This window comes from Alkalilimnicola ehrlichii (assembly GCF_003399765.1).
GTDB lineage: Bacteria > Pseudomonadota > Gammaproteobacteria > Nitrococcales > AK92 > AK92.
Genome location: NZ_NFZV01000008.1, coordinates 1 through 19049, shown reverse-complemented (window position 1 = coordinate 19049; position 19049 = coordinate 1). Strand labels below are relative to the sequence as shown.

The window sequence follows — 19049 nt, the reverse complement described above, 5'->3', positions numbered from 1 at the left end:
GCCTACGTATCTAGAAGCGCCGAACTCTTAATTCGATGTGAGCAGCTTGAAGGTGTCGACAATAAGCTCGAACCCAGGCTTCACCTTGGCTAGGTCTTCTTCTGCGGCTTGGCTGACCAGAAAGGCGACGGTGTCGCCGCCTTCCGCTCGGTTATATTCCCGCACGTGGGGCACCTTCACGCCTAACAGCGACACATTAAAGCGCTCTCGTATACGGGTGTTCGCCTCCGGCGAGGACGAGAAAGTCGCTTTATCCATGGTGATTATGGAGGCCTCTTGCTGCACATGGCTTGCAAACCGTTCGGCAAACTCGTTTAGGCTAACGGCATCCGCTGCCGGGTAGATCAATGCTATGACGATAGCATCGCCGGGACTTTCTACGATGATCTGCCTAACACTGCCTTGCTGCGCATCTTCGGTAATTTTCCAATTGCCAGGATAGGAGAAGCTAACGCCATGCTTTTCGTATAGCTCTGGGGAAGCGACATCTGCGGCTTTCTCACATCCGGCTAGGCCCGCAATTACGATTAGTACAAGGAGTAGGTTGGCGGTTTTCATTCCAATAGCGCCCTAACATCATCGGGTGGCCGTTTGATGGTTATACAGTAGAAGGCTTTCGCTAACGTGCTGCAACGCTCGCTCATCGCTCTAGCCGAAAATCGACGTGGTAGTGATCGTCGTGCCGTACCCACGAAGGGTTAACGTTAAACCGAATCTTATCGCGCAGCTCAGCACCGGATTCGGTGTCGAAAAGGTGCTGTTGCAGGTCGGGCGCAAATACCACGAGTTCGATGCCCACGCCGTGCTCCCGGCCTGCCGCGATTAGCGCATGCAGATGTGCGGCGATGGCTTCAAAGTCAATCTGAAGCTCGCCGGAGCGGCCTTCGCGATCGAAGCTAATGGCGTAGCCCCACTTGTTGAAGGGGTGTGTCGGTAGCGGCACGCTGCGAGCGTCTTTTCTGACCGGCACCATAAAGTCCACCGATAAGCCGTTTTGATGCGTGCGGTGCGGGCGAAACCTACCGCCCCAGGGCCAGCCGGTTTCGCCGTATACGAACACCAGCTCCGGGTGCTCTTCCGCAAGTTGCCGGTACGCGCCGAGAACGGTGTCGCGTACCCGGTCATGCACGGCTGTTCTGCCAATCAGCGAACCCAGGCGAGAGTAGGTGCGAAGTTGGGGCCGGAGGAGGGCAGCCGCTTGCCGTTAACGAGGCGTCCGTTGTTGGTTGTACCGATGCTCTCGCTGGCGGCATTGGATTCGAACAGGATCAACAGGTCGTTGCCGGCGTGGACGCTGCCGAACAGCGTGAAAGCCATAACCAGAAGCACAAGTAGGGCCTTTCGCACATACGATCCTTTTTTCTTAACGGCGGTTGTGTCGGTCGTAGCGGCAACTATGGGACGGGCCGTCGCGTATCACGCTATCGGCCGGGAACGCCTAGCTGCTTTGCCACGAGTTTCTCAAGTTGCGGAAACAGTTGCTGGTAGAGCTTTCGTTTGTTTTCTTGCATTTGAGTTTTCGTATAGTTCCCTGGAGGGATCTCGCCTGCTACCTGGATACCTGTCGGGTGATGGTGCAGAAATAAGGTCGTCCCCGTGACGGTGTCGGCGCGCGAAGCTTTGGTTGCCTGCTTGCGTCGGCCGATAGTGATGCCGTTGGTTCCCCAGCTGACCTCGCTTGGGTCCAGAGCCCACGGTTTGTCTTTTCGCTTCGCCATCGTCTATCCCTTTCGAGATGCGGGAGCCCGAGCGGATAAGAGAACCACGAATCAGGCCGTTCGACAAGCCGTTAGCCTTTACTCTGGCGTGAGCTTACGAAATTGGAGCAGGCGATTGTTGGCCGGCATGGCGTGGTCGTGCTGAAGCATGAGTCCGTGGCGATTGGCTGTGGCGACGATCTGCTCGAAGTCTCGAATGCCGCTGGCCGGGTTGCGGCGGCGTAGCATGTGATCAAAGGTGCGATTGCTATCGCTGGTGTATTCGCCGTTGTAGTTGAAAGGGCCGTAGAGGGCAAACACGCCGCCTTTGGGTAAGTGGCGGCCTACCAACGCAAACATCTGCTCAACCAATGGCCAACCGACGATATGTGCGGTGTTGGCGGAGAACACCGCGTCGAAGTCGCCCGGCCAATTGTCTTCCCGTAAATCGACGATGATCGGCGGCAAAAGATTCTCAGCCGGATACGCGTGTTGCCAAGCTAGGATGGCGGAATGATGCTCCGCCAAGTCGCTGGTCTGCCAGACCAGGTGCCGCAACTCGGGTGCAAAGTACACCCCGTGTTGGCCTGTTCCGGAGCCAATCTCCAGCACTCTGGAGCAGTGAGCGAACGCGGATTTAAGAACCGCAAGAATGGGGGCTCTGTTGTTCTCGCATGCCTGAGAAAAGGGTAAGTTATTCATAATAAGTATATTTTACCTGAATGCTTACATGATGGCATGTCTATGCAGCGCTATACAGTAAACCTAAATAAAGCGCTGGCCCCGAAGGCCTCACCCCAAACCCAATCCCTCGCTCTCTACCCTATCTTGCTCTCCGGCCTGAGCCACAGCCAGCGCGCTCATGTTCACCAAACCGCGAACGGTGACCGACTGCGTGACGATATGGGCGGGCCTAGCGGCGCCGAGCAGTATCGGCCCTACCGATACTCCGCCCCCAAGGGATTTCAGCAGACTGTAGGCAATGTGAGCGGCATCGGGTCCAGGCATGATCAGTAAGTTAGCGCAACCGGCCAAGCGCGACTCGGGATAAACCGCATCTCGTAGCTCCCGCGACAGCGCAACGTCGGCATGCATCTCTCCGTCTACCTCCAGCTCCGGGTGCTCCGCATGCAGCCGCTTGACGGCCTCGCGCGTACGCACTGCGCTAGGCGTATCGCCGGTACCGAAGTTCGACCGGGATACCAGTGCAATTCGAGGCTTGACACCAAAGGCTTCGATCTGCCGTGCGGCTCTGACGGTCGTTTGCACCAGCGCGTCTACGTCCGGTTCTTGTTGCGAGTGGGAATCGGCTATGAAATAGGTGCCGCTGGGTAGAATCAATGCCGTCATCGTGGCGAGCCTGGATGTGCCGGGCTCGACGCCTATCAGGTCGCTCACGTAACGTAAGTGGTGCTGAAATTTCCCAACCGCCCCGCAAATCATGCTATCGGCCTCGTGCCGGCCTACCATCAGTGCAGCCACCGCAGTAGGCTGCGTACGAATGATCGCTCTGGCCTCTTCCGGGGAAACGCCCTGGCGCCCCAATAAACGGTGGCAGGCACGCCAGTACGTGCCGAAACGCGGGTCGTCGTCAAGGTTGACCAGCGTAACGTCCTGACCGGGTTTAAGTCTCAGCCCCTGCTCTTTCAAGCGTGCCTCGATGACCGCGCGCCGCCCCACCAGAATCGGGTAGGCCAAGCCTTCGTCTACGACTTGCTGCGCGGCCTGCAATACGCGGCGGTCCTCGCCTTCGGCATACACCAGCCGCTTAGGGTGTCTGGCCGCGCGCTCGAAGAGCGGTTTCATTAACAAACCGGACTTGTAGACGAATTGGCCCAGTTGCTGGCGATAGGCGGTAAAATCCGTAATGGGACGGCTGGCCACGCCGCTGTCCATGGCCGCCTTTGCGACTGCGGGTGCAATCCTCACCAGCAGGCGCGGGTCGAAGGGGCGCGGTATCAGGTAGTCAGGCCCGAAACGTTCCGGTTTTCCGCCATAAGCCTTGGTGACCAGGTCCGACGGCTCGGCCTTGGCAAGTTCGGCAATCGCTTGCACCGCAGCCAACTTCATCGCGTCGTTGATGGTGGAGGCCCCGGCATCCAGTGCGCCTCTGAAAATGTAGGGAAAGCACAAGACATTGTTGACCTGGTTCGGATAATCGGAACGGCCGGTGGCGATAATGGCATCGGGCCTTATCTCCCGAGCCTCTTCCGGTAGGATCTCCGGCACCGGGTTCGCCAATGCCAGGATCAGCGGCTGCGGCGCGAGCCGCTCCGCCATGGCTTTGGTGAGTACGCCCGGTGCGGATAGCCCCAGGAAGATGTCGGCGCCGTCCACTACATCCGCCAGCGTCCTTGCCGACGTTTCCTGCGCATACGCCGCTTTCCAGCGATCCATTCCCTTACTACGGCCGGCGTAAACGACGCCGTCGATATCGCAGACGGTGATATGCGTTCGGGGTAGCCCCAGCTTTACCAGTAGATCGAGGCAGGCCAGTGCCGCCGCGCCCGCTCCGCAGCAGACCAGTCGTACCTGCTCAATGGGTTTTCCCACGATGTGGAGACCGTTGAGTATGGCGGCACTAACGATGATGGCCGTGCCATGCTGGTCGTCATGGAAGACCGGAATGTTGACCCGCTCGCGGAGCTGCTGCTCGACGATAAAGCACTCTGGCGCCTTAATGTCTTCTAGGTTAATGCCTCCGAAACTGGGTTCCAGTCGGGCAATGGTTTTCACCAGTTCTTCCGGATCTTTCTCGTTAAGCTCCAGGTCGAAGGCGTCTATATTGGCGAATTTTTTGAACAGGACGGCCTTGCCTTCCATCACCGGTTTAGCGGCCAGCGGCCCAATGTCTCCGAAGCCGAGCACGGCAGTGCCGTTAGTGACCACGGCCACCAGATTTGCCCGTGCAGTCAGGGTGGAGACTTCCAGCGGATTCTCGGCGATAGCCCGGCAAGCGGCGCCGACACCGGGCGAGTACGCCAACGATAGATCCCGTTGATTCGCCAGCGGTGTGGTGGCGCTGATGGCCAATTTGCCTGGCCGCGGATGGCGATGGTAGCGCAGTGCCTGCTTACCGAAGTCCTTACTCATCGCGCTTCCCCTTTTACCTGATCGCCAACGATCGCCGACAGGACGAACCGACGCTGGTGAGCGAAAACGGCTGCTGCAAGCAACATTCCGACGGAGTCCGTTACCAACCCGCCGGCGATCATCAATACCGCGGCACTTAGTAGTAGGAATCGACTTGGTTGCGGCACTCGCCCGAAGAACCAACCCTGGATGGCTGCGGCGAGTAGATAAATGCCGATCGAGGCGGTGGCGGTCACGCGTGCTATTTGCAGCCAACTGCCGTCCATCAGCAGTGCCGGACTGTAGAAGAACATGAACGGGACAATGAATGCGGCTAAACCGAATTTGAAGGAGGTCATGGAGGTGCGCATGGGGTCGCTGCCGGCAATGGCCGCAGCCGCATAGGAGGCAAGCGCCACGGGCGGCGTGATGGCCGACACCACGGCGTAATAGAACACAAAGAAATGTGCCACCAGCGGCGGAATTCCCATTTGCTGTAGGCCTGGTGCCACCACGGAGGCTGCAACGGCATAGGCAGCGGTGGTAGGCATGCCCATTCCCAGCAGAATGCTGATGCACATGGCGAAGAACAGCGCCAGTAATTGGCTATTGTCGGCAATGGTCAGCAGCATGGCGGCAAAGCGGGCGCCGACGCCGGTCAGGCTGATTACGCCGACGATAATGCCCGCGCAGGCGCAGACCGCGACTAAGGGGATCGCCATTCGCGCGCCGAGCGCTAACGCGTTGAGCAGTTCGCGAACGCCCATCCGGTGGGGCGTAAACCAGGACACCACCGCCGCGCTGACCATCGCCATGGTGCCGGCACGTATTACCGAGTACCCCATGAACAGCGTGGCCACCAGCATGACAATAGGAATGAATAGGAAGATTTTGCGCAGCATTTCGCGCCGGTCGGGTAACTCTTCGGCCGACATTCCGCGCATGCCTTCCTTGCGGGCTTCGAGATCCACCATGAAATAGATGGACAGAAAATACAGCAGCCCCGGAATCAGAGCGGCAATAGCGATATCGGTATAAGGAATGCCGGTGATTTCCGCCATGATGAAGGCGCCAGCGCCCATGATCGGGGGGACGATCTGGCCGCCGGTGGAGGCCGATGCCTCGATGGAGGCGGCGCTGCGCGGGTTATATCCCACACGCTTCATCAGGGGAATTGTGAGGCTGCCGGTGGAAACCACGTTGCCGGCGGAAGTGCCGTTTATCATCCCCATCAGGCCGGACGCAAAGACCGCCACCTTGGCCGGGCCGCCGCGCCGGCGGCCGGCCAGCGAGAATGCAAAGTTAACGAAATAATCGCCCACCCGGGACGCTTGCAGGAACGCCGCGAAGGTGATGAAAAGAATGATATAGGTGGAGGAAACGGCGGTTGTGGGGCCGAGCACGCCGTTGTCGGTATAAATGTAAGTAAAGAACCGGCTCATGGAATAGCCGCGATGCTCCAGGATGCCCGGCAGGTACGGGCCGGTGAAAGCATAGGCGATGAATATCGCGGTGATGACCACCAACGCCATGCCCGCAACGCGTCGTGTAAGTTCCAAAATTAGCAGCGCGCCCACCGCTGCCATAATCAGTTCCGTTTGCCCGGCGAAGGAGGTGCCGGCGGCCATCCGCCAGCGGGGTAGTACGAAAATGAGATAGGCGGCGACAACAATGGCGCCTACCGCTAACACCAGATCGGCCCAGAACACGCTGCGGCTAGGACCGCGCCAGAACCAGCTGGCACCCAGCGCAATAAGAATGGCGATCAGCGCCGCCCAGCGCATGTGCTCGAACACCCAGTCCGGCGGTGCTCCCGCGGCGCCGGTCTCGCGCAGGTACCAGGCATAGGCGATACACCCCGCAGCATAACCGATGCTTGCCAGGGCCGGCACCATCGCGACCAGCTGCGAGCCCGTCCAGGCGGGGTGCTCGCGATCCCGATCTAGCTCGGCCGCTGCCGTCATGCAGTAGCCGATAACCAACCCGCCCGAAATATGCAGGATGCGGAACGTCCATGTTTCGATGGGGGCTATGTTGAGCGAGTACAGGTGCAGCCCGGTGTAGAGAACGCAGAAACCGAACAATAACCACCCGCGCCAACCGACCAGTTCTCGTTCATTACTTGCTAGCGGGATCGCATCGGGTGCGGGGGACCCATTTGCCCCTGAAGCGTGTGTACTCATCGCCTTCAACCTCGTATAAACAATAAGGCGCCGACGCCGCTACGGCGTCGACGCCTGCGAAGGTCATTGGGAATCGTTACCGAATGTGTAGCCGTTCTCCTCGAACCAGCGCTTAGCACCGGGGTGTAGCGGTAGGACGCCGCGATGGAGCGCATTCTCCGGGATGGTCTCCCGCGCTGCGCCGTGAATTTGTCGCATGCGCTCGTTGTTCTCCATCACGGTCTTGGTTATCCCATAGACCAGGGACTCGGGCATGTCCTTGTGTGTGATTGTAAAGTTCCACACACTAACGGCGGGCAAATCCCGATCGATGCTGCGATAGGTGCTGGCGGGGATTTCAAAGACGCTGAGCTCCGGAAAGTCCGGGAGTAGACGTTCGAGTTCCTCAGCGTTGTACGAGAAGATGTTGACGTTGGTTTGCGCTTCGAGCTGACTAAAGGCCGAGATCGGGTTGCCGGCGGCGAAGGCGAAGGCGTCGATCAATCCATCTTGTAGCTGTGCCGCCAGATCCGAAGCGCCGCCATTGCGGGTTCGCACGTTAAGGCCCAGCTTCTCGAAAAATTGCGGGTGATACATGTCCGCTGTGCCGCCGGCAGGCCCCACGCCGACCGTCTTGCCATCCAGGTCGGCGACGGATGTAATGCCGGAACTTTTCAGCGCGATGATTTGCAGGGTGGTCTGATACATGGGGAATACAGCGCGCAGGTCCGTATGCTCCAGACCCGGAGCCAGCGCGCTGCGGCCGTGCCATGCTTCGTAAACCGGCCCCATGGTGACCATCCCGAATTCGTGCTCGCCCATCTGGACCAGCGTGGCGTTCTGCACAGGGCCGCCGGTGACCTCGGCACCCGCATTGATATTCAGCGTCTCGCTGACCAAGTTGGCCCAGCCGGAGCCATAGATGTAGTAAGTGCCGCCCTGGCTGGCGGTGCCGACCGTCAAGCTTCGCGGCCAGTCGCTGCGATCTGCCGCCGCGTTACCGGCGCTCGCTGTCAGCACAACGGCGCAGGTGAGGCTAAGAGTATTTCGGATAAATGCGTTCATTGCTGCTTCTCCTCCCATCGGTTTTTCTTTTCGAGCCTGCGGGCAGGCGTGGCGAACACGCCCCTCGGCGCACTCGTCCGCAACCAGCTGTATCCCATGGGGAAGACGCTAAGATCCAATGAAAAGTCGTCATGGCCTGCTCTAAGCTGCTGAAATAAAATAAATTGTGTGGATAATCTCCGGGATGCCGGGTGCGTCGGGTGGTAGAATTGGAAATCAGCGTAAGGGGTATCGGAGAATCCAGGTGGAGCAGAGCGGCAAACGTGGCAGGCTGACGCGATTAGGCCGAACGCTGATGCGCCGTCGTCTGGTGTTTTCAGCGCTTTATTTGCTGCTGGCGGCGGCTGTTATTCTGCCCGCGCAAAGCCTGTTGCGAGACACCTTAATGTTCGAGCAACAGCAGCTTATCAATGAGCGGCTGGCGTTGTACGAACAGACGATCTATGGCGAATTGCAGCGCTATCGCACCATTCCCTATCTGGTTGCGCAATCGGGTCTGATTCACGATCTGCTGCGTTACCGTACGCCGGTGTTGCAGGCTAATCGCTACCTTGAGGAAGCCGTACGCCATTCCGAAGCGGACGTGATCTACATCATGGATGCCGACGGCCTGACACTGGCCTCCAGTAACTGGCGTGCCCCAGATAATTTTATTGGCGGCAACTTCAGCTTTCGTGCCTACTTCCGCGATGCCATGGCAGGCCGAGAAGGGGGGCAGTTCGCGGTTGGGACAACCAGCCGATCTCCCGGCTACTACATCTCCAGGCCTATCGAGCTTGGCGAGGAAGTGGCCGGGGTGGCGGTGGTCAAGATTAACCTGACCGGCATCGAACGTAGCTGGCAGGCCCACGACGAGCCGGTGCTGGTAGCGGATCAGGCCGGCTTGATTGTCATGGCAAGTCGAGATGCCTGGCGCTATCGGTGGTTGCCCGGCGCCGGTGGCGGCGTGGTGCCGCCGGCCTTGGAGATTCCGGGCGCTCATGTGGACGAGCCGCCGCAACTGTCGTTGGAGACAATCGAAACGGGGGACTACGAAATCGCCGTCATCGACGGCGAGCAGTTTCTCTCCGGTAGTAGTTGGATCGAGCCGCTGGGTTGGCAGTTGTTCTATTTGTCATCCTTGGCTCCGCTGAACCAGCGGCTCGACATTAGCTTGCTGATCATGATCGCCGCTGCCGTAACGGTGTATCTACTGATTGCACTATTACATGAGCGGCGGGAGAAACTTCGTTCCCGCCGCGAAGCGGCCGACGCTGCCGAGCTGCGCGCCATAAACGGCATGCTGCATACCGAAATCGAAGAACGACGGCGCGCGGAGCAAGAGCTGCGTGCCGCCGAGGCCGAGCTGGTGCAGGCGACAAAAATGGCGGCGCTCGGGCAGATTTCCGCGTCGGTGGCGCATGAGATCAATCAGCCCCTAGCGGCTATGCGGACTGAATTGGCGTCGGCGCGGCTATTGATTGCACGAGGTTCGCAAGAGGACGTTGCGGACGTGCTGCAACAAGTCGAAGGTCTGGTGCAGCGGATGACCGTCATGACGCGGGAGCTTAAGAACTTCGCCCGCAAGAGCGACGGACGGGCAGAACCCTTCGATCTCAATGACAGCATTAACAACGCGCTGTTGCTCCTTCGCGGCGAGCTGACCCGCGCCAGCATTCAGGTCTATAAGGCGTTGCCGAATGCTCCGGTGGAGGTGTTGGGCGAGCAGGTCCGGCTGGAACAGGTAACCGTCAATTTAGTGCGCAACGCCATCGACGCGATGAAGGCGACCCAGCGGCGCGAACTGCGTATTTGCGTTCGGGAAGAAAGTGCGTGCGCCATCCTCGCCGTGGAGGATTCCGGAAGCGGTATCGCCTGCGACCCTCGGCAACTGTTCGAGCCTTTTTTCACCACCAAGGATTCGGGGGCCGGGATGGGCCTGGGGTTGGCCATTGCCGAGCGTATCGTTACCGCGATGGGTGGCTCCATCGGTGCCGAGAATTTGCCCTCGGGCGGCGCCCGTTTCACCGTTACTATTCCCAGGAGAACCTCATGACCCCGGCCATTCAGGACGCCACCGGCGTCGAACTGCATCTGGTGGAAGACGACGAAGCTATGCGAAGCTCAGTCAGCCGCTGGCTGACGCTGGCCGGCTTTACCGTCCATACCCATGGCCGCGCCACGGCACTCCTGCCGTCGTTGGAATACGGTGCCCCGGCGGTGGTGATTTCCGACATCAGCATGCCGGGTATGTCAGGCTTAGAATTGCAACAAGCACTGCTGAAGAAGGATGCCGACCTGCCCGTTATCCTATTCACCGGCCACGGCGATATCGATATGGCGGTGCGGGCGATGCGTGCCGGCGCTTACGACTTCATCGAAAAGCCGTTCGATGCCGAGCGCCTGCTGGAAACGGTACGGCGTGCCTGCGAAAAACGCCGTTTAGTGCTGGAGAACCGGGCTCTGCAGATGCAGATGCAGGAGATAGGCGGGTTACATGCACGTCTGGTGGGCAGTAGCCCTGCCATTAGCCACTTGAAGCGGCAGGTGCTGGATGCCGCCTCGGTGGATGCCAATGTGCTGCTGGTCGGCGAAACGGGCACTGGTAAGGAAGTGATCGCCCGTTGCCTTCACGATCTCAGCCCGCGCAGTCAAGCTCCTTACGTTGCTCTTAATTGCGCTGCCATTCCGGCAACCTTGGCGGAAAGCGAGCTGTTCGGCCATGAGCCAGGGGCCTTTACCTCCGCTTCGCAGCGTCGCGTGGGCAGCCTGGAGCAGGCTACGGAGGGTACGCTCTTTCTGGACGAAGTGGTCAGCATGCCGATAGACGTGCAGGCCAAACTGCTGCGCGTGATCGAGCAGCGGGAATTCTGTCGGTTGGGTTCCAACCGAGTGCGGCAGGCGAATTTTCGCTTGGTAGCGGCCATGAACATCGAGCCGCGCGAGGCGATGGAACGTGGCCTGTTAAGGAACGATCTCTACTACCGCTTCAACATACTCGAATTTCGTATTCCGCCGCTGCGCGAGCGCAAGGAGGATATTCCCATTCTGTTCACCATGTTCGCCGAGCAGGCGGCCGAGAACTATCAGCGAGACATGGTGTATCCGGATGCCGGTACCGTGGCGGCCCTAATGGGTTACGACTGGCCCGGCAATGTGCGCGAACTCAAGAACGTAGCGACTCGGTTCATACTCTCTCCGCCGGCTCAGGGAGAGCCGTTTATACCGTTCAAGGCTGCCGCATCGGGTGTCGAACGGCCGGAAATCGGTTTGCAAGAGCAGGTGCGTGCCTTCGAGCGCAGCCTGATCGAAGATGCCTTGCGGCGGCATAACGGCAATATCCGAGCCGTTTTGGAAGATTTGCGGCTGCCTAGACGCACCCTGAACGAGAAAATGCAGCGGTACGGATTGATGCGGGAAGCAGCTATTCAGCCGTAGTGCAAGGCAGCGGTTATGCACCCCATGCCAATTCTTCATCGGCAAGAATCCGCCGACAGCGCAGCGTTATATCGGCGGATTCTTGCCGATCGCTTGTTGCGACCGTTCTTAATGCCCTTTTATAACAGTCGCTTATGTCATTTTCGGATGTGGCCCGGATACTGCTAAAGCGTCTCCCGAAGTGCGAATAACAGCGCTGAACACAGCAAGCGCCACAGTAAGGCGCGGGAGGAGACATCGTGAAAAGCCAGACGGTTACCAGCCATACCAATGCCCCTCTTGAGATGACCGGCGTGATCGATACGCAGAGCTGCCCGGTCCGTTATCCACCTATCCAGGCGCTGAAGGCGTTTGAGGCCGTTGCCAGGCTGAAGTCATTCACTGGAGCGGCAAGAGAACTCTATTTGACGCAATCCGCCGTCACGCACCAGATCCGGCGCTTCGAAGAGTATTTGGATGCCCAGTTGTTTCATCGTCAGCCCAACGGGGTGGAACTGACGGAGCTAGGCCGCGCGCTCTATCGCGACATTACGGTCGGACTGTTCATCATTGGCCGCTCGTTGAGCGAGGCTCGTCGTCAAGCGGCCTAATACGCGATCTCGCCTCAAAAGCGGCGGCAAAGGCCTATCCTGCGCTCCATTCAAATCGCGCCACGTGCGCTAAAAGGGGCGCGGATGCGCCTCGCATACAGGAAGCACGCCGGAATGCAAGGCTTGCGGTATGATATTTGTTAATGCGCAAGTTGTTGATTTCAAAGCAAATCAAAGCTCTCCTGAAAAGGGCGGGCGGATGTTCTTCCGGTTTGGTTCGAGCGGCCACCCCGGCGCATTGGCATCCCCCGCCACCTTGAAAGCCAATAACAAAATTAGGATGGGAGAGAATGAAAACTCAACAAAGAACATCGTTGCTGATCGCAACCGCGCTGTTTGCCTCGCTGTTTCCGCTGACGGGGCAGGCGGCTCAGATTCTCGGAGAGCGATTGGAAGTCTACGGCTTGCTGCGCCTCTCCCTGGATTATGCCGAGCCGGACGATGACGCCTCGGATAGCGAGTCCAGCTTATCCAGTAATGCCAGCCGCTTCGGTTTCCGTGGTGCCATTCCTATAGAAGGCAGTGCTCTCACCGGCCTTTGGCAGATCGAACGCCAGCTAGATATCTCAGGCGAGAGCGCGGATATCGGGCAACGCGAGACGTTTGTCGGTCTGCGTGGGAGCTTTGGCACCGTGCGCGCCGGTCTGCTGGATAATCCGTACCGCGTCGCCGGTATTCGGGGGACGCTATTTACCGGTACCGCCGCCGATCCACAGGCCATCATCGGTCGCTCCAGCGACAACGCTGCGCACCTTAACACGCGCGAATCCGGCTCCATCGGCTGGAATGCCGAATTCTTGGGCTCGCGCCTCGCCGCGCAACTCGGCGGCATCGGCGAGGAAGAGAGCGTTAGCGCTAGTATCGGGCGCGCCTTCGGTTGGGCGGATTTTACTGCCGCCTACCGTCGCGACGACAACGTCGACAACGCCTATCGGCTGACGGCGGTTTTCACGCCCGGAGCCGTCAGAGTCGGCCTGCTGTTCGAACATATGGATTCCGACTACGCCGGCTTCGATCGCCAAACGTACGGTGCCCATGCCCAGTACGCTTTCGGAAAGGCAACCTCGCTTGGCATCCAATGGCTACACGCTGCCGAAAGCGACGTTGGCGACGACAAGGCCGACCATATCGGACTGGTGCTTTCCCATCGCCTCGCCCCGCAGCTATCGGTTTACCTTGCCGGGGCGACGACGCTCAATGGCGAGAATGCCCACTATGCCGTTGGCGGCTTCGGTCACGGCAACCCAGTGGGGGGCGGCGTCGGCGACAACTCGCCGCGCATCCTATCGGCCGGAACCGTGTTTGCCTTCTAAACGCCGAACAGGCGTCTGCCAGCGTCCGCGTCGGAGCACTCCCGGCGCGGACGCTGATGATGGGCTCCCCCGCTGTCCTTCCCCAGGTGGAGTACCCGTATACCGAATAAATCGAATTTCGACATACAATACCGGCTGGCATGCTCCGTAAATTATTCTAAAAAAGGATGCTTATATGCGCCGTGCTTTGCCGCTACTGGCTTTAGTCTGGCTTTTGTTGTCTGCTTGCAGCCCTGACGCTTCGGACACGGACAGCAGCGCGCCCGAGCCCACCGACCCCTTAGCTCATCGTTATGTGGAAAAGGGCGATCTGCCCGCATTGAAAGAGCGCGGAGAGCTTCGCATTCTGGTGCACCGGGTAGCGGACGATTACTTGCCTCGCGCTGGCTATCCGCTGGATGTGGAGCGACAGATGGTGCGCCGGTTCGCTCGCGAGCAAGGGCTGGACCCGGTATTGATCCCCGTCTCCGACTTCGGCGACCTACTAACCGAATTGCTTGCCGGACATGGCGATTTAGTAGCCGCCAATCTCACCGTGACGCCAGTACGGGCCGAGCAGGTCGCCTTTACCCTGGGGGTGGATCAAACGCGGGAAGTCGTCGTCGCCCGTAGCGGCGAACCGTCGATAGCATCGGTGAACGGCCTATCCGGCCGCCGGATTGGCGTCAAACGCGGCACCAGCTTTTGGGAGTTCAAGGAAGCTTATCTCGGTGCGGTGGACGGTTTGGAAGTGGTGCCTCTGTCAGCTACGCTGACCAGCGACGAAATCCTAGACGGACTGCTTGCCGGCGACTACGACTTCGCCCTCCAGGATAGCAACGTCATGGAAGTCGTCAGCCATTATCGGGACGATGTGCAAGTCGTCTTGACGCTGGGAGAAGGACGCCCCTTAGCGTGGGCGGTGCGCCCGGATAACACGGAATTGCTGAACGCGCTCAACCGGTTTCTCACTCGCGAGCGTCTAATCCGCACCGATGTGCGCGCCCACACCGACGACTTGGCAGGAATCAAAGAGCGCAAGGTGCTGCGCGTCATTACCCGCAACAATGCCGCCACTTACTACCTCTACCGCGGAGAGCTGGTAGGGTTCGAATATGAGCTGGCCCGGCGCTTAGCAGAGCAACTGGGCGTACGCTTGCAAATGGTTGTGGCGGACGACCACGAATCCATGATCCCCATGCTGCTGGAAGGCGAAGGGGATTTGGTTGCCGCTTTTATGACCCGTACCGACGCGCGTGCCGAGCAGGTCGCCTTCTCGCGGCCGTATCATTACGCCACCGAGACGGTCGTCGGCCGAGCCGACGAGCCCGACATGGTAGATGTCGAAGCGCTTGCGGGCCGCACCCTGCATGTGCGTCGCACCAGCAGCTACTGGGATACGGCAAAGGCACTCCAAGAGCAAGGCATCGATCTCGCTCTGGAAGCGGTGCCCTCGGATATGGAAACCGAAGAGATTATGGCCCGGGTGGCAGAGGGTAGCTACGACCTCACCATTGCCGATAGCCACATTCTGCAATCGGAATTGACCTGGCGCGACGACCTGAAGGGGTTGCTGACCCTGGGAGAGCCGATCAGTCACGGCTGGGCCATGCGGCCGGATAACCCCGAGTTGCTGGCCGCGGTCAACGCGTTCTGGAATCGCGAATACCGTGGACTGCACTACAACATTCTTTACCGACGCTACTTTGAAGATCAGTCGCGCATCCAACAGCAGCGCGCCGGCAGAGTGGATTTGGCCGACGGTAGCCGCCTCTCGCCCTGGGACGATTTGGTCCGGGCCTACGCCGAGCGCTATGGCTTTGACTGGCGCCTGATTATGGCGCAGATGTATCAAGAGAGCCGTTTCGATCCGGATGCCGTATCCTGGGTCGGCGCTAGGGGGCTGATGCAGGTGATGCCGCGCACGGGGGCGGAGCTGGGGCTGCAACCGCTGGACGACCCGGAGGTGAGCATACACGCCGGTGTGAAGTATATGGATTGGCTGCGCTACCGGTTTCCGGAGCGGCTGCCGGTGGAAGAGCAAATGTGGTTCTCGCTGGCTGCCTACAACGCCGGCGTAGGCCATGTGCGCGATGCGCGTCGGCTAGCGGACCAAAAGGGTTGGGACCCAGACCAGTGGTTCGGCAATGTCGAAGAGGCCATGCTGTTGCTCGCCCGGCCCGAGTACTACCGGCAGGCGCGTTTTGGTTACGTGCGCGGTCAGGAGCCGGTTAACTACGTGCGCAATATCCGCGACCGCTACCGCGCCTACGCGCGCCTGACCGACGAGTAAGCGCTTTCCTATAACAAACCCGGCGGCCGGGCCGGCGGGGTGTACTTAATCACCTATAGCTGCCTGGTCATGCCGGCCCATTGACCGCTTCCTACGTTTTAATACACTGTCGTAGAACTCGTACCGTTAGCAGAAAACAGCCCATGCAACCCTCCTTATTCGCCGACCAGGACCATGCCAGCGGTTCCGCCGTACGCCCCATCCATTACCCTGCGGCTGTGCATGCGTTGGGCGAGAAATTACCCGCCATCCTGCGGCTTGGCACCTCGTCTTGGCATTATCCCGGCTGGGCCGGGCTGGTATGGGATAAGGTATATAGCGAGGCGCAGTTATCGCGCGACGGACTGCCAGCCTATGCCGAGCATCCGTTGTTCCGTACCGTCGGCGTGGACAGAGGGTTTTACCGGCCTCTCACACAAGATCAGTATGCTGCCTATGCCGCTCAGGTGCCGGTGGATTTTCGGTTCGTGGTCAAGGCGCCGGCGCTGATTACGGACGCGCTGGTGCGCGGGGCCGGTGGACAGGGCAGGAAGGTCAATCCTCACTTCCTCGATGCCGAGGCTGCCGTGCGCGACTTCGCCGCCCCGGCATTAGCCGGCCTAGGCGATACGTTAGGCGCGCTGGTGTTCCAGATAAGTCCTTTGCCCCGAGCTTGGCGGCAGCAAATGCCCCGGCTGATTGACCGGCTGCGCGACATGCTGCGTGCGTTGCCGGATTTGAAAGCGCAGGCACCGGATGCGGTGGTGGCCGTGGAAGTGCGAGACCCGGAATGGCTGACGCCGGAGTTTGTAACAGCGCTGAAGGATACCTCTGCCACCTACTGCTTGGGCCTGCATCCGAAGATGCCGCCGATCGCCGAGCAGCTGCCGATTCTGCGTGCCCTATGGCCGGGGCCGCTAGTATGTCGTTGGAATGTGAACCCGATCCATGGAGCCTATGGCTACGAAGCGGCGCGGGATAAGTATGCGCCGTATGATCGGTTGCAAGATGAAGATGTCGCGACACGGACAGCGCTAACGAAAGTTATTCAGGGGACGGTGGGCGCGGGGCAGTTGGCCTATGTGACCTTGAGCAACAAAGCGGAGGGGTGTGCGCCTCTATCAGTGGAGGCGCTGGCGCAAACCGTTGCCTGCTAGGTGCGTGTTACGCAAGGCTTAGCTGAGCCTTTAACGATCACAAGGAATATCGATGAAGGGCGATTGCCTCTGTGGAGAAGTGAGGTTTGAAGTCGATGGAGCGTTGCCAAACCTCTATCAGTGCCATTGCTCGCTTTGTCGCAAGGCGACAGGAGCGGCCGCCAACGCGGCGACTTTTGTGCATAAACAAAATTTTCGCTGGCTAGCCGGTCAGCACAAAATCGCGTCTTTTCAAAAGCCAAGCGGCTATCGGAGTGATTTCTGCTCGCTGTGCGGCAGCCCCGTTCCCAACCCGCTAAGTGGCACAGACTTGGTTTGGATTCCTGTGGGCTTGCTAAACGGGCCGTTGCAGGCAGAAATCAAAGCGCATCTCCATCTTTCTGCTTCCGCTTCGTGGGAACGGGATGCAGCGGATTGCTTACGGCTTGCCGCTGGGCCCGACAGTTTGGATTCGCTTCATCGGGTATTGCAGCAGACAAACCGCTGAGTGCGGCATTAACGTTCACCGCCCGTTGAGTCCGTCGGCGGATGGATATTCGTAAGCTCTCTCACTTCACAGACGGACTCAACGGGCTTGTGCGCGCACCCGGTTGCGCGGCGGGTAAAAGGATAAGCGTTGGGCCCGACGAGTATTTTCGAGGTTGGAATGAAAGGAAGTTGCCTTTGCGGCGCGGTGACATACGAAGTCGATCAGCTCGATATGCCGATAGGGCATTGCCATTGCAGGACGTGCCAAAAGGCACACGCCGCGGCGTTTGCGACTACGGCCGGCGTTTACCGGGAACACTTTCGGTGGACGGCTGGCGAGCAATACCTTAAGAACTTCGAGTCCTCGCCAGGCAAGCGGCGCTGGTTCTGCTCCCAGTGCGGCTCTCACCTAGTGGCGGAGCGGGACGGGCAGCGGCACGTCGTGCTACGGGTTCCGACGCTGGACGACGACCCCGGCGGACGTCCCGTACTTCATATTTGGACGTCGCACGATGTACCTTGGTTGGCCTATGCCGAGGAGCTGCCGGCGTATGAGGAATGGCCGCCGGGTCGGTAGCGCTCGGCATTAGTGCAGGAAGGAGGGGGAAAATGTTTCCCATAGAAGTCTGGATTGCTTACTCTGTGGCCTGTGCTCTTCTTGTGTTGTCGCCCGGTCCGGATAACCTTTTGGCCATCGGGCGGGGGCTTAGCCAAGGGCGGGTGGCTGCCTGCGTGTCGGGTATGTCGTCCGGCTCCGGCATCCTCTTCCACGTTGGCGCCGCCACTTTTGGTCTTACGGTACTCCTGCAAACCTCTGCGGTGGCATTCTGGGTCGTCAAGATCCTGGGCGCCACCTACCTGGTTTGGCTGGGTATCAAGGTATTGTGCTCGCGCCAACTCTTTAACCTGGAGCCGGCGGCAAAAGCTCCACTGCGCATGGTTGCCTCGACCGCGTTTCTTTCTGCGGCACTAAACCCAAAGCCTGGGCTGTTTGTGCTGGCGTTTATTCCGCAGTTCGTTAGTCCGGAGCGTGGTTCCGTCACCGTGCAGATGTTGGTCTATGGCGTTTGGTTTGCGTTGCTTACCGCTGTGGGGTTTGCCCTAATGGGTGTCTTCGCTTCAGGCCTAAGTAAATGGCTTCGCGAGCGTCCGCGTGTTGTGGCGGGCCTGAATATCGGAGCAGGCTTGACCTTTGTGGGCACGGGCCTTTCCATCGCCGCTCTTAAGCAGCGGTAGAAAGCTCATGGTTTTCGCCTGCCGTCGGTTGAGGGTAGGTGCTAGTACGCTTTTAGGCTTAAGTCGGCTCATTGGGTTTTGGCTGGAACGTGCTTATGGGGCTTCTGTCAGTCGCTATTACCGGTAGTGACGCGTAGCGTTCTGTTTCGCTCTCCTGGGCGGGGCCCTGCCTTCTAAACAAATCGCGCGGAGCGCAACTCTTACCTCAGCGCAGCTTGAAACTTACCGGAATCCGCATCAGCACGGGGACGGGCTTATCGTCCATACGACCGGGGCTGAAGCTGGAGGCGCGCATAGCCGCAATTGCGGCTTGATCGAACGCCTCGCCCGCCGACTCCGATACCGTAACCTGAACGACCTGCCCGCGATGGTCGATCAATACCTCCAGCCGTACGACGCCTTCTCTTCCCTGCTGACGCATGGCCGGAGGATAGGCCGGTGCCGCCCGATGAATGAAACGCGGCAGTTCCGAGAGCTGAAACAGAGGTACCGGTTCCGGTAGCTCGGTGTCGCCGATTGCCGAATCGTGGGGCTTAGGCTCGGGCTTAGGCTCGGGCTTAGGCTCGGGCTTAGGCTCGGGCTTAGGCTCGGGCTTAGGCTCGGGCTTAGGCTCGGGCTTAG

18 protein-coding genes are annotated in these 19049 nt (G+C 59.5%); 9 read left to right on the top strand and 9 right to left on the bottom strand.

Features of this window, described 5'->3' with window-relative positions; all coding sequences use genetic code 11:
- Positions 1–27 precede the first annotated feature (27 nt).
- From CAI21_RS09420 to CAI21_RS09385, 8 genes are all read right to left on the bottom strand, one after another.
- Positions 28–558, bottom strand: coding sequence for a hypothetical protein (locus CAI21_RS09420; protein WP_116302060.1), 531 nt, complete (start codon positions 556–558; stop codon positions 28–30).
- 82 nt (positions 559–640) lie between these two features.
- Positions 641–1129: a penicillin-insensitive murein endopeptidase gene (locus CAI21_RS09415; RefSeq protein ID WP_116302059.1), complete on the bottom strand. Its 489-nt coding sequence runs from the start codon at positions 1127–1129 to the stop codon at positions 641–643.
- Between the two features lie 14 nt (positions 1130–1143).
- A complete protein-coding gene (locus tag CAI21_RS09410; RefSeq protein ID WP_116302058.1) occupies positions 1144–1347 on the bottom strand; it encodes a hypothetical protein in 204 nt (67 codons plus the stop codon).
- Between the two features lie 74 nt (positions 1348–1421).
- Positions 1422–1718 (bottom strand): hypothetical protein, encoded by a 297-nt coding sequence (locus tag CAI21_RS09405; RefSeq protein ID WP_116302057.1) that lies wholly within the window; start codon positions 1716–1718, stop codon positions 1422–1424.
- 78 nt (positions 1719–1796) lie between these two features.
- The gene (locus CAI21_RS09400; protein ID WP_116302056.1) at positions 1797–2399 is read right to left on the bottom strand and encodes a DUF938 domain-containing protein; all 603 of its coding nucleotides are present in this window, start codon (positions 2397–2399) and stop codon (positions 1797–1799) included.
- 90 nt (positions 2400–2489) lie between these two features.
- Entirely contained in the window at positions 2490–4790 is a 2301-nt protein-coding gene (locus CAI21_RS09395) for an NADP-dependent malic enzyme (protein ID WP_116302055.1), read from the bottom strand.
- Positions 4787–6952 (bottom strand): TRAP transporter permease, encoded by a 2166-nt coding sequence (locus CAI21_RS09390; RefSeq protein WP_116302054.1) that lies wholly within the window; start codon positions 6950–6952, stop codon positions 4787–4789. Before CAI21_RS09390 ends, CAI21_RS09395 begins: the two co-directional genes overlap by 4 nt.
- A gap of 63 nt (positions 6953–7015) precedes the next feature.
- Positions 7016–7996 (bottom strand): TAXI family TRAP transporter solute-binding subunit, encoded by a 981-nt coding sequence (locus CAI21_RS09385; protein WP_116302053.1) that lies wholly within the window; start codon positions 7994–7996, stop codon positions 7016–7018.
- 244 nt (positions 7997–8240) lie between these two features.
- Here CAI21_RS09385 and CAI21_RS09380 point away from each other — a divergent pair, with 244 nt between their 5' ends.
- The 9 genes from CAI21_RS09380 (at position 8241) to CAI21_RS09340 (ending at position 18428) form a co-directional block, all read left to right on the top strand.
- Positions 8241–10031 (top strand): sensor histidine kinase, encoded by a 1791-nt coding sequence (locus CAI21_RS09380; protein ID WP_181919349.1) that lies wholly within the window; start codon positions 8241–8243, stop codon positions 10029–10031.
- Complete coding sequence (locus tag CAI21_RS09375) at positions 10028–11413, top strand: sigma-54-dependent transcriptional regulator (protein WP_116302051.1); 1386 nt, start codon at positions 10028–10030, stop codon at positions 11411–11413. Before CAI21_RS09380 ends, CAI21_RS09375 begins: the two co-directional genes overlap by 4 nt.
- A gap of 239 nt (positions 11414–11652) precedes the next feature.
- Entirely contained in the window at positions 11653–12003 is a 351-nt protein-coding gene (locus tag CAI21_RS09370; RefSeq protein ID WP_116302050.1) for a LysR family transcriptional regulator, read from the top strand.
- A 290-nt stretch (positions 12004–12293) separates the two neighbouring features.
- A complete protein-coding gene (locus tag CAI21_RS09365) occupies positions 12294–13316 on the top strand; it encodes a porin (RefSeq protein ID WP_116302049.1) in 1023 nt (340 codons plus the stop codon).
- 175 nt (positions 13317–13491) lie between these two features.
- Entirely contained in the window at positions 13492–15588 is a 2097-nt protein-coding gene (gene mltF, locus CAI21_RS09360; protein ID WP_116302048.1) for a membrane-bound lytic murein transglycosylase MltF, read from the top strand.
- Positions 15589–15731: 143 nt separating this feature from the next.
- Positions 15732–16724 (top strand): DUF72 domain-containing protein, encoded by a 993-nt coding sequence (locus CAI21_RS09355; RefSeq protein ID WP_116302047.1) that lies wholly within the window; start codon positions 15732–15734, stop codon positions 16722–16724.
- Between the two features lie 52 nt (positions 16725–16776).
- Positions 16777–17211 carry a GFA family protein gene (locus tag CAI21_RS25910; RefSeq protein WP_116302046.1) on the top strand — a complete coding sequence of 145 codons (435 nt, stop codon included), beginning with the start codon at positions 16777–16779 and terminating at the stop codon, positions 17209–17211.
- 159 nt (positions 17212–17370) lie between these two features.
- Positions 17371–17769 carry a GFA family protein gene (locus CAI21_RS09345; protein WP_116302197.1) on the top strand — a complete coding sequence of 133 codons (399 nt, stop codon included), beginning with the start codon at positions 17371–17373 and terminating at the stop codon, positions 17767–17769.
- A 32-nt stretch (positions 17770–17801) separates the two neighbouring features.
- Positions 17802–18428, top strand: coding sequence for a LysE family translocator (locus tag CAI21_RS09340; protein WP_116302045.1), 627 nt, complete (start codon positions 17802–17804; stop codon positions 18426–18428).
- Positions 18429–18633: 205 nt separating this feature from the next.
- Here CAI21_RS09340 and CAI21_RS09335 read toward each other — a convergent pair.
- Positions 18634–19049, bottom strand: a 416-nt coding sequence (locus CAI21_RS09335) for an energy transducer TonB (protein ID WP_147305077.1), incomplete at its 5' end; no start/stop codon positions are given.

Excerpts from the sequence above, each read along its gene's own strand:
- CAI21_RS09345 (WP_116302197.1), top strand. The coding sequence starts at position 17,371 with ATGAAAGGAAGTTGCCTTTGCGGCGCGGTGACATACGAAGTCGATCAG.
- mltF (WP_116302048.1), top strand. The coding sequence starts at position 13,492 with ATGCGCCGTGCTTTGCCGCTACTGGCTTTAGTCTGGCTTTTGTTGTCT.
- CAI21_RS09420 (WP_116302060.1), bottom strand. The coding sequence starts at position 558 with ATGAAAACCGCCAACCTACTCCTTGTACTAATCGTAATTGCGGGCCTA.
- CAI21_RS09400 (WP_116302056.1), bottom strand. The coding sequence starts at position 2,399 with ATGAATAACTTACCCTTTTCTCAGGCATGCGAGAACAACAGAGCCCCC.
- CAI21_RS09405 (WP_116302057.1), bottom strand. The coding sequence starts at position 1,718 with ATGGCGAAGCGAAAAGACAAACCGTGGGCTCTGGACCCAAGCGAGGTC.
- CAI21_RS09390 (WP_116302054.1), bottom strand. The coding sequence starts at position 6,952 with ATGAGTACACACGCTTCAGGGGCAAATGGGTCCCCCGCACCCGATGCG.
- CAI21_RS09395 (WP_116302055.1), bottom strand. The coding sequence starts at position 4,790 with ATGAGTAAGGACTTCGGTAAGCAGGCACTGCGCTACCATCGCCATCCG.
- CAI21_RS09355 (WP_116302047.1), top strand. The coding sequence starts at position 15,732 with ATGCAACCCTCCTTATTCGCCGACCAGGACCATGCCAGCGGTTCCGCC.
- CAI21_RS09340 (WP_116302045.1), top strand. The coding sequence starts at position 17,802 with ATGTTTCCCATAGAAGTCTGGATTGCTTACTCTGTGGCCTGTGCTCTT.
- CAI21_RS09375 (WP_116302051.1), top strand. The coding sequence starts at position 10,028 with ATGACCCCGGCCATTCAGGACGCCACCGGCGTCGAACTGCATCTGGTG.
- CAI21_RS09385 (WP_116302053.1), bottom strand. The coding sequence starts at position 7,996 with ATGAACGCATTTATCCGAAATACTCTTAGCCTCACCTGCGCCGTTGTG.
- CAI21_RS09365 (WP_116302049.1), top strand. The coding sequence starts at position 12,294 with ATGAAAACTCAACAAAGAACATCGTTGCTGATCGCAACCGCGCTGTTT.
- CAI21_RS25910 (WP_116302046.1), top strand. The coding sequence starts at position 16,777 with ATGAAGGGCGATTGCCTCTGTGGAGAAGTGAGGTTTGAAGTCGATGGA.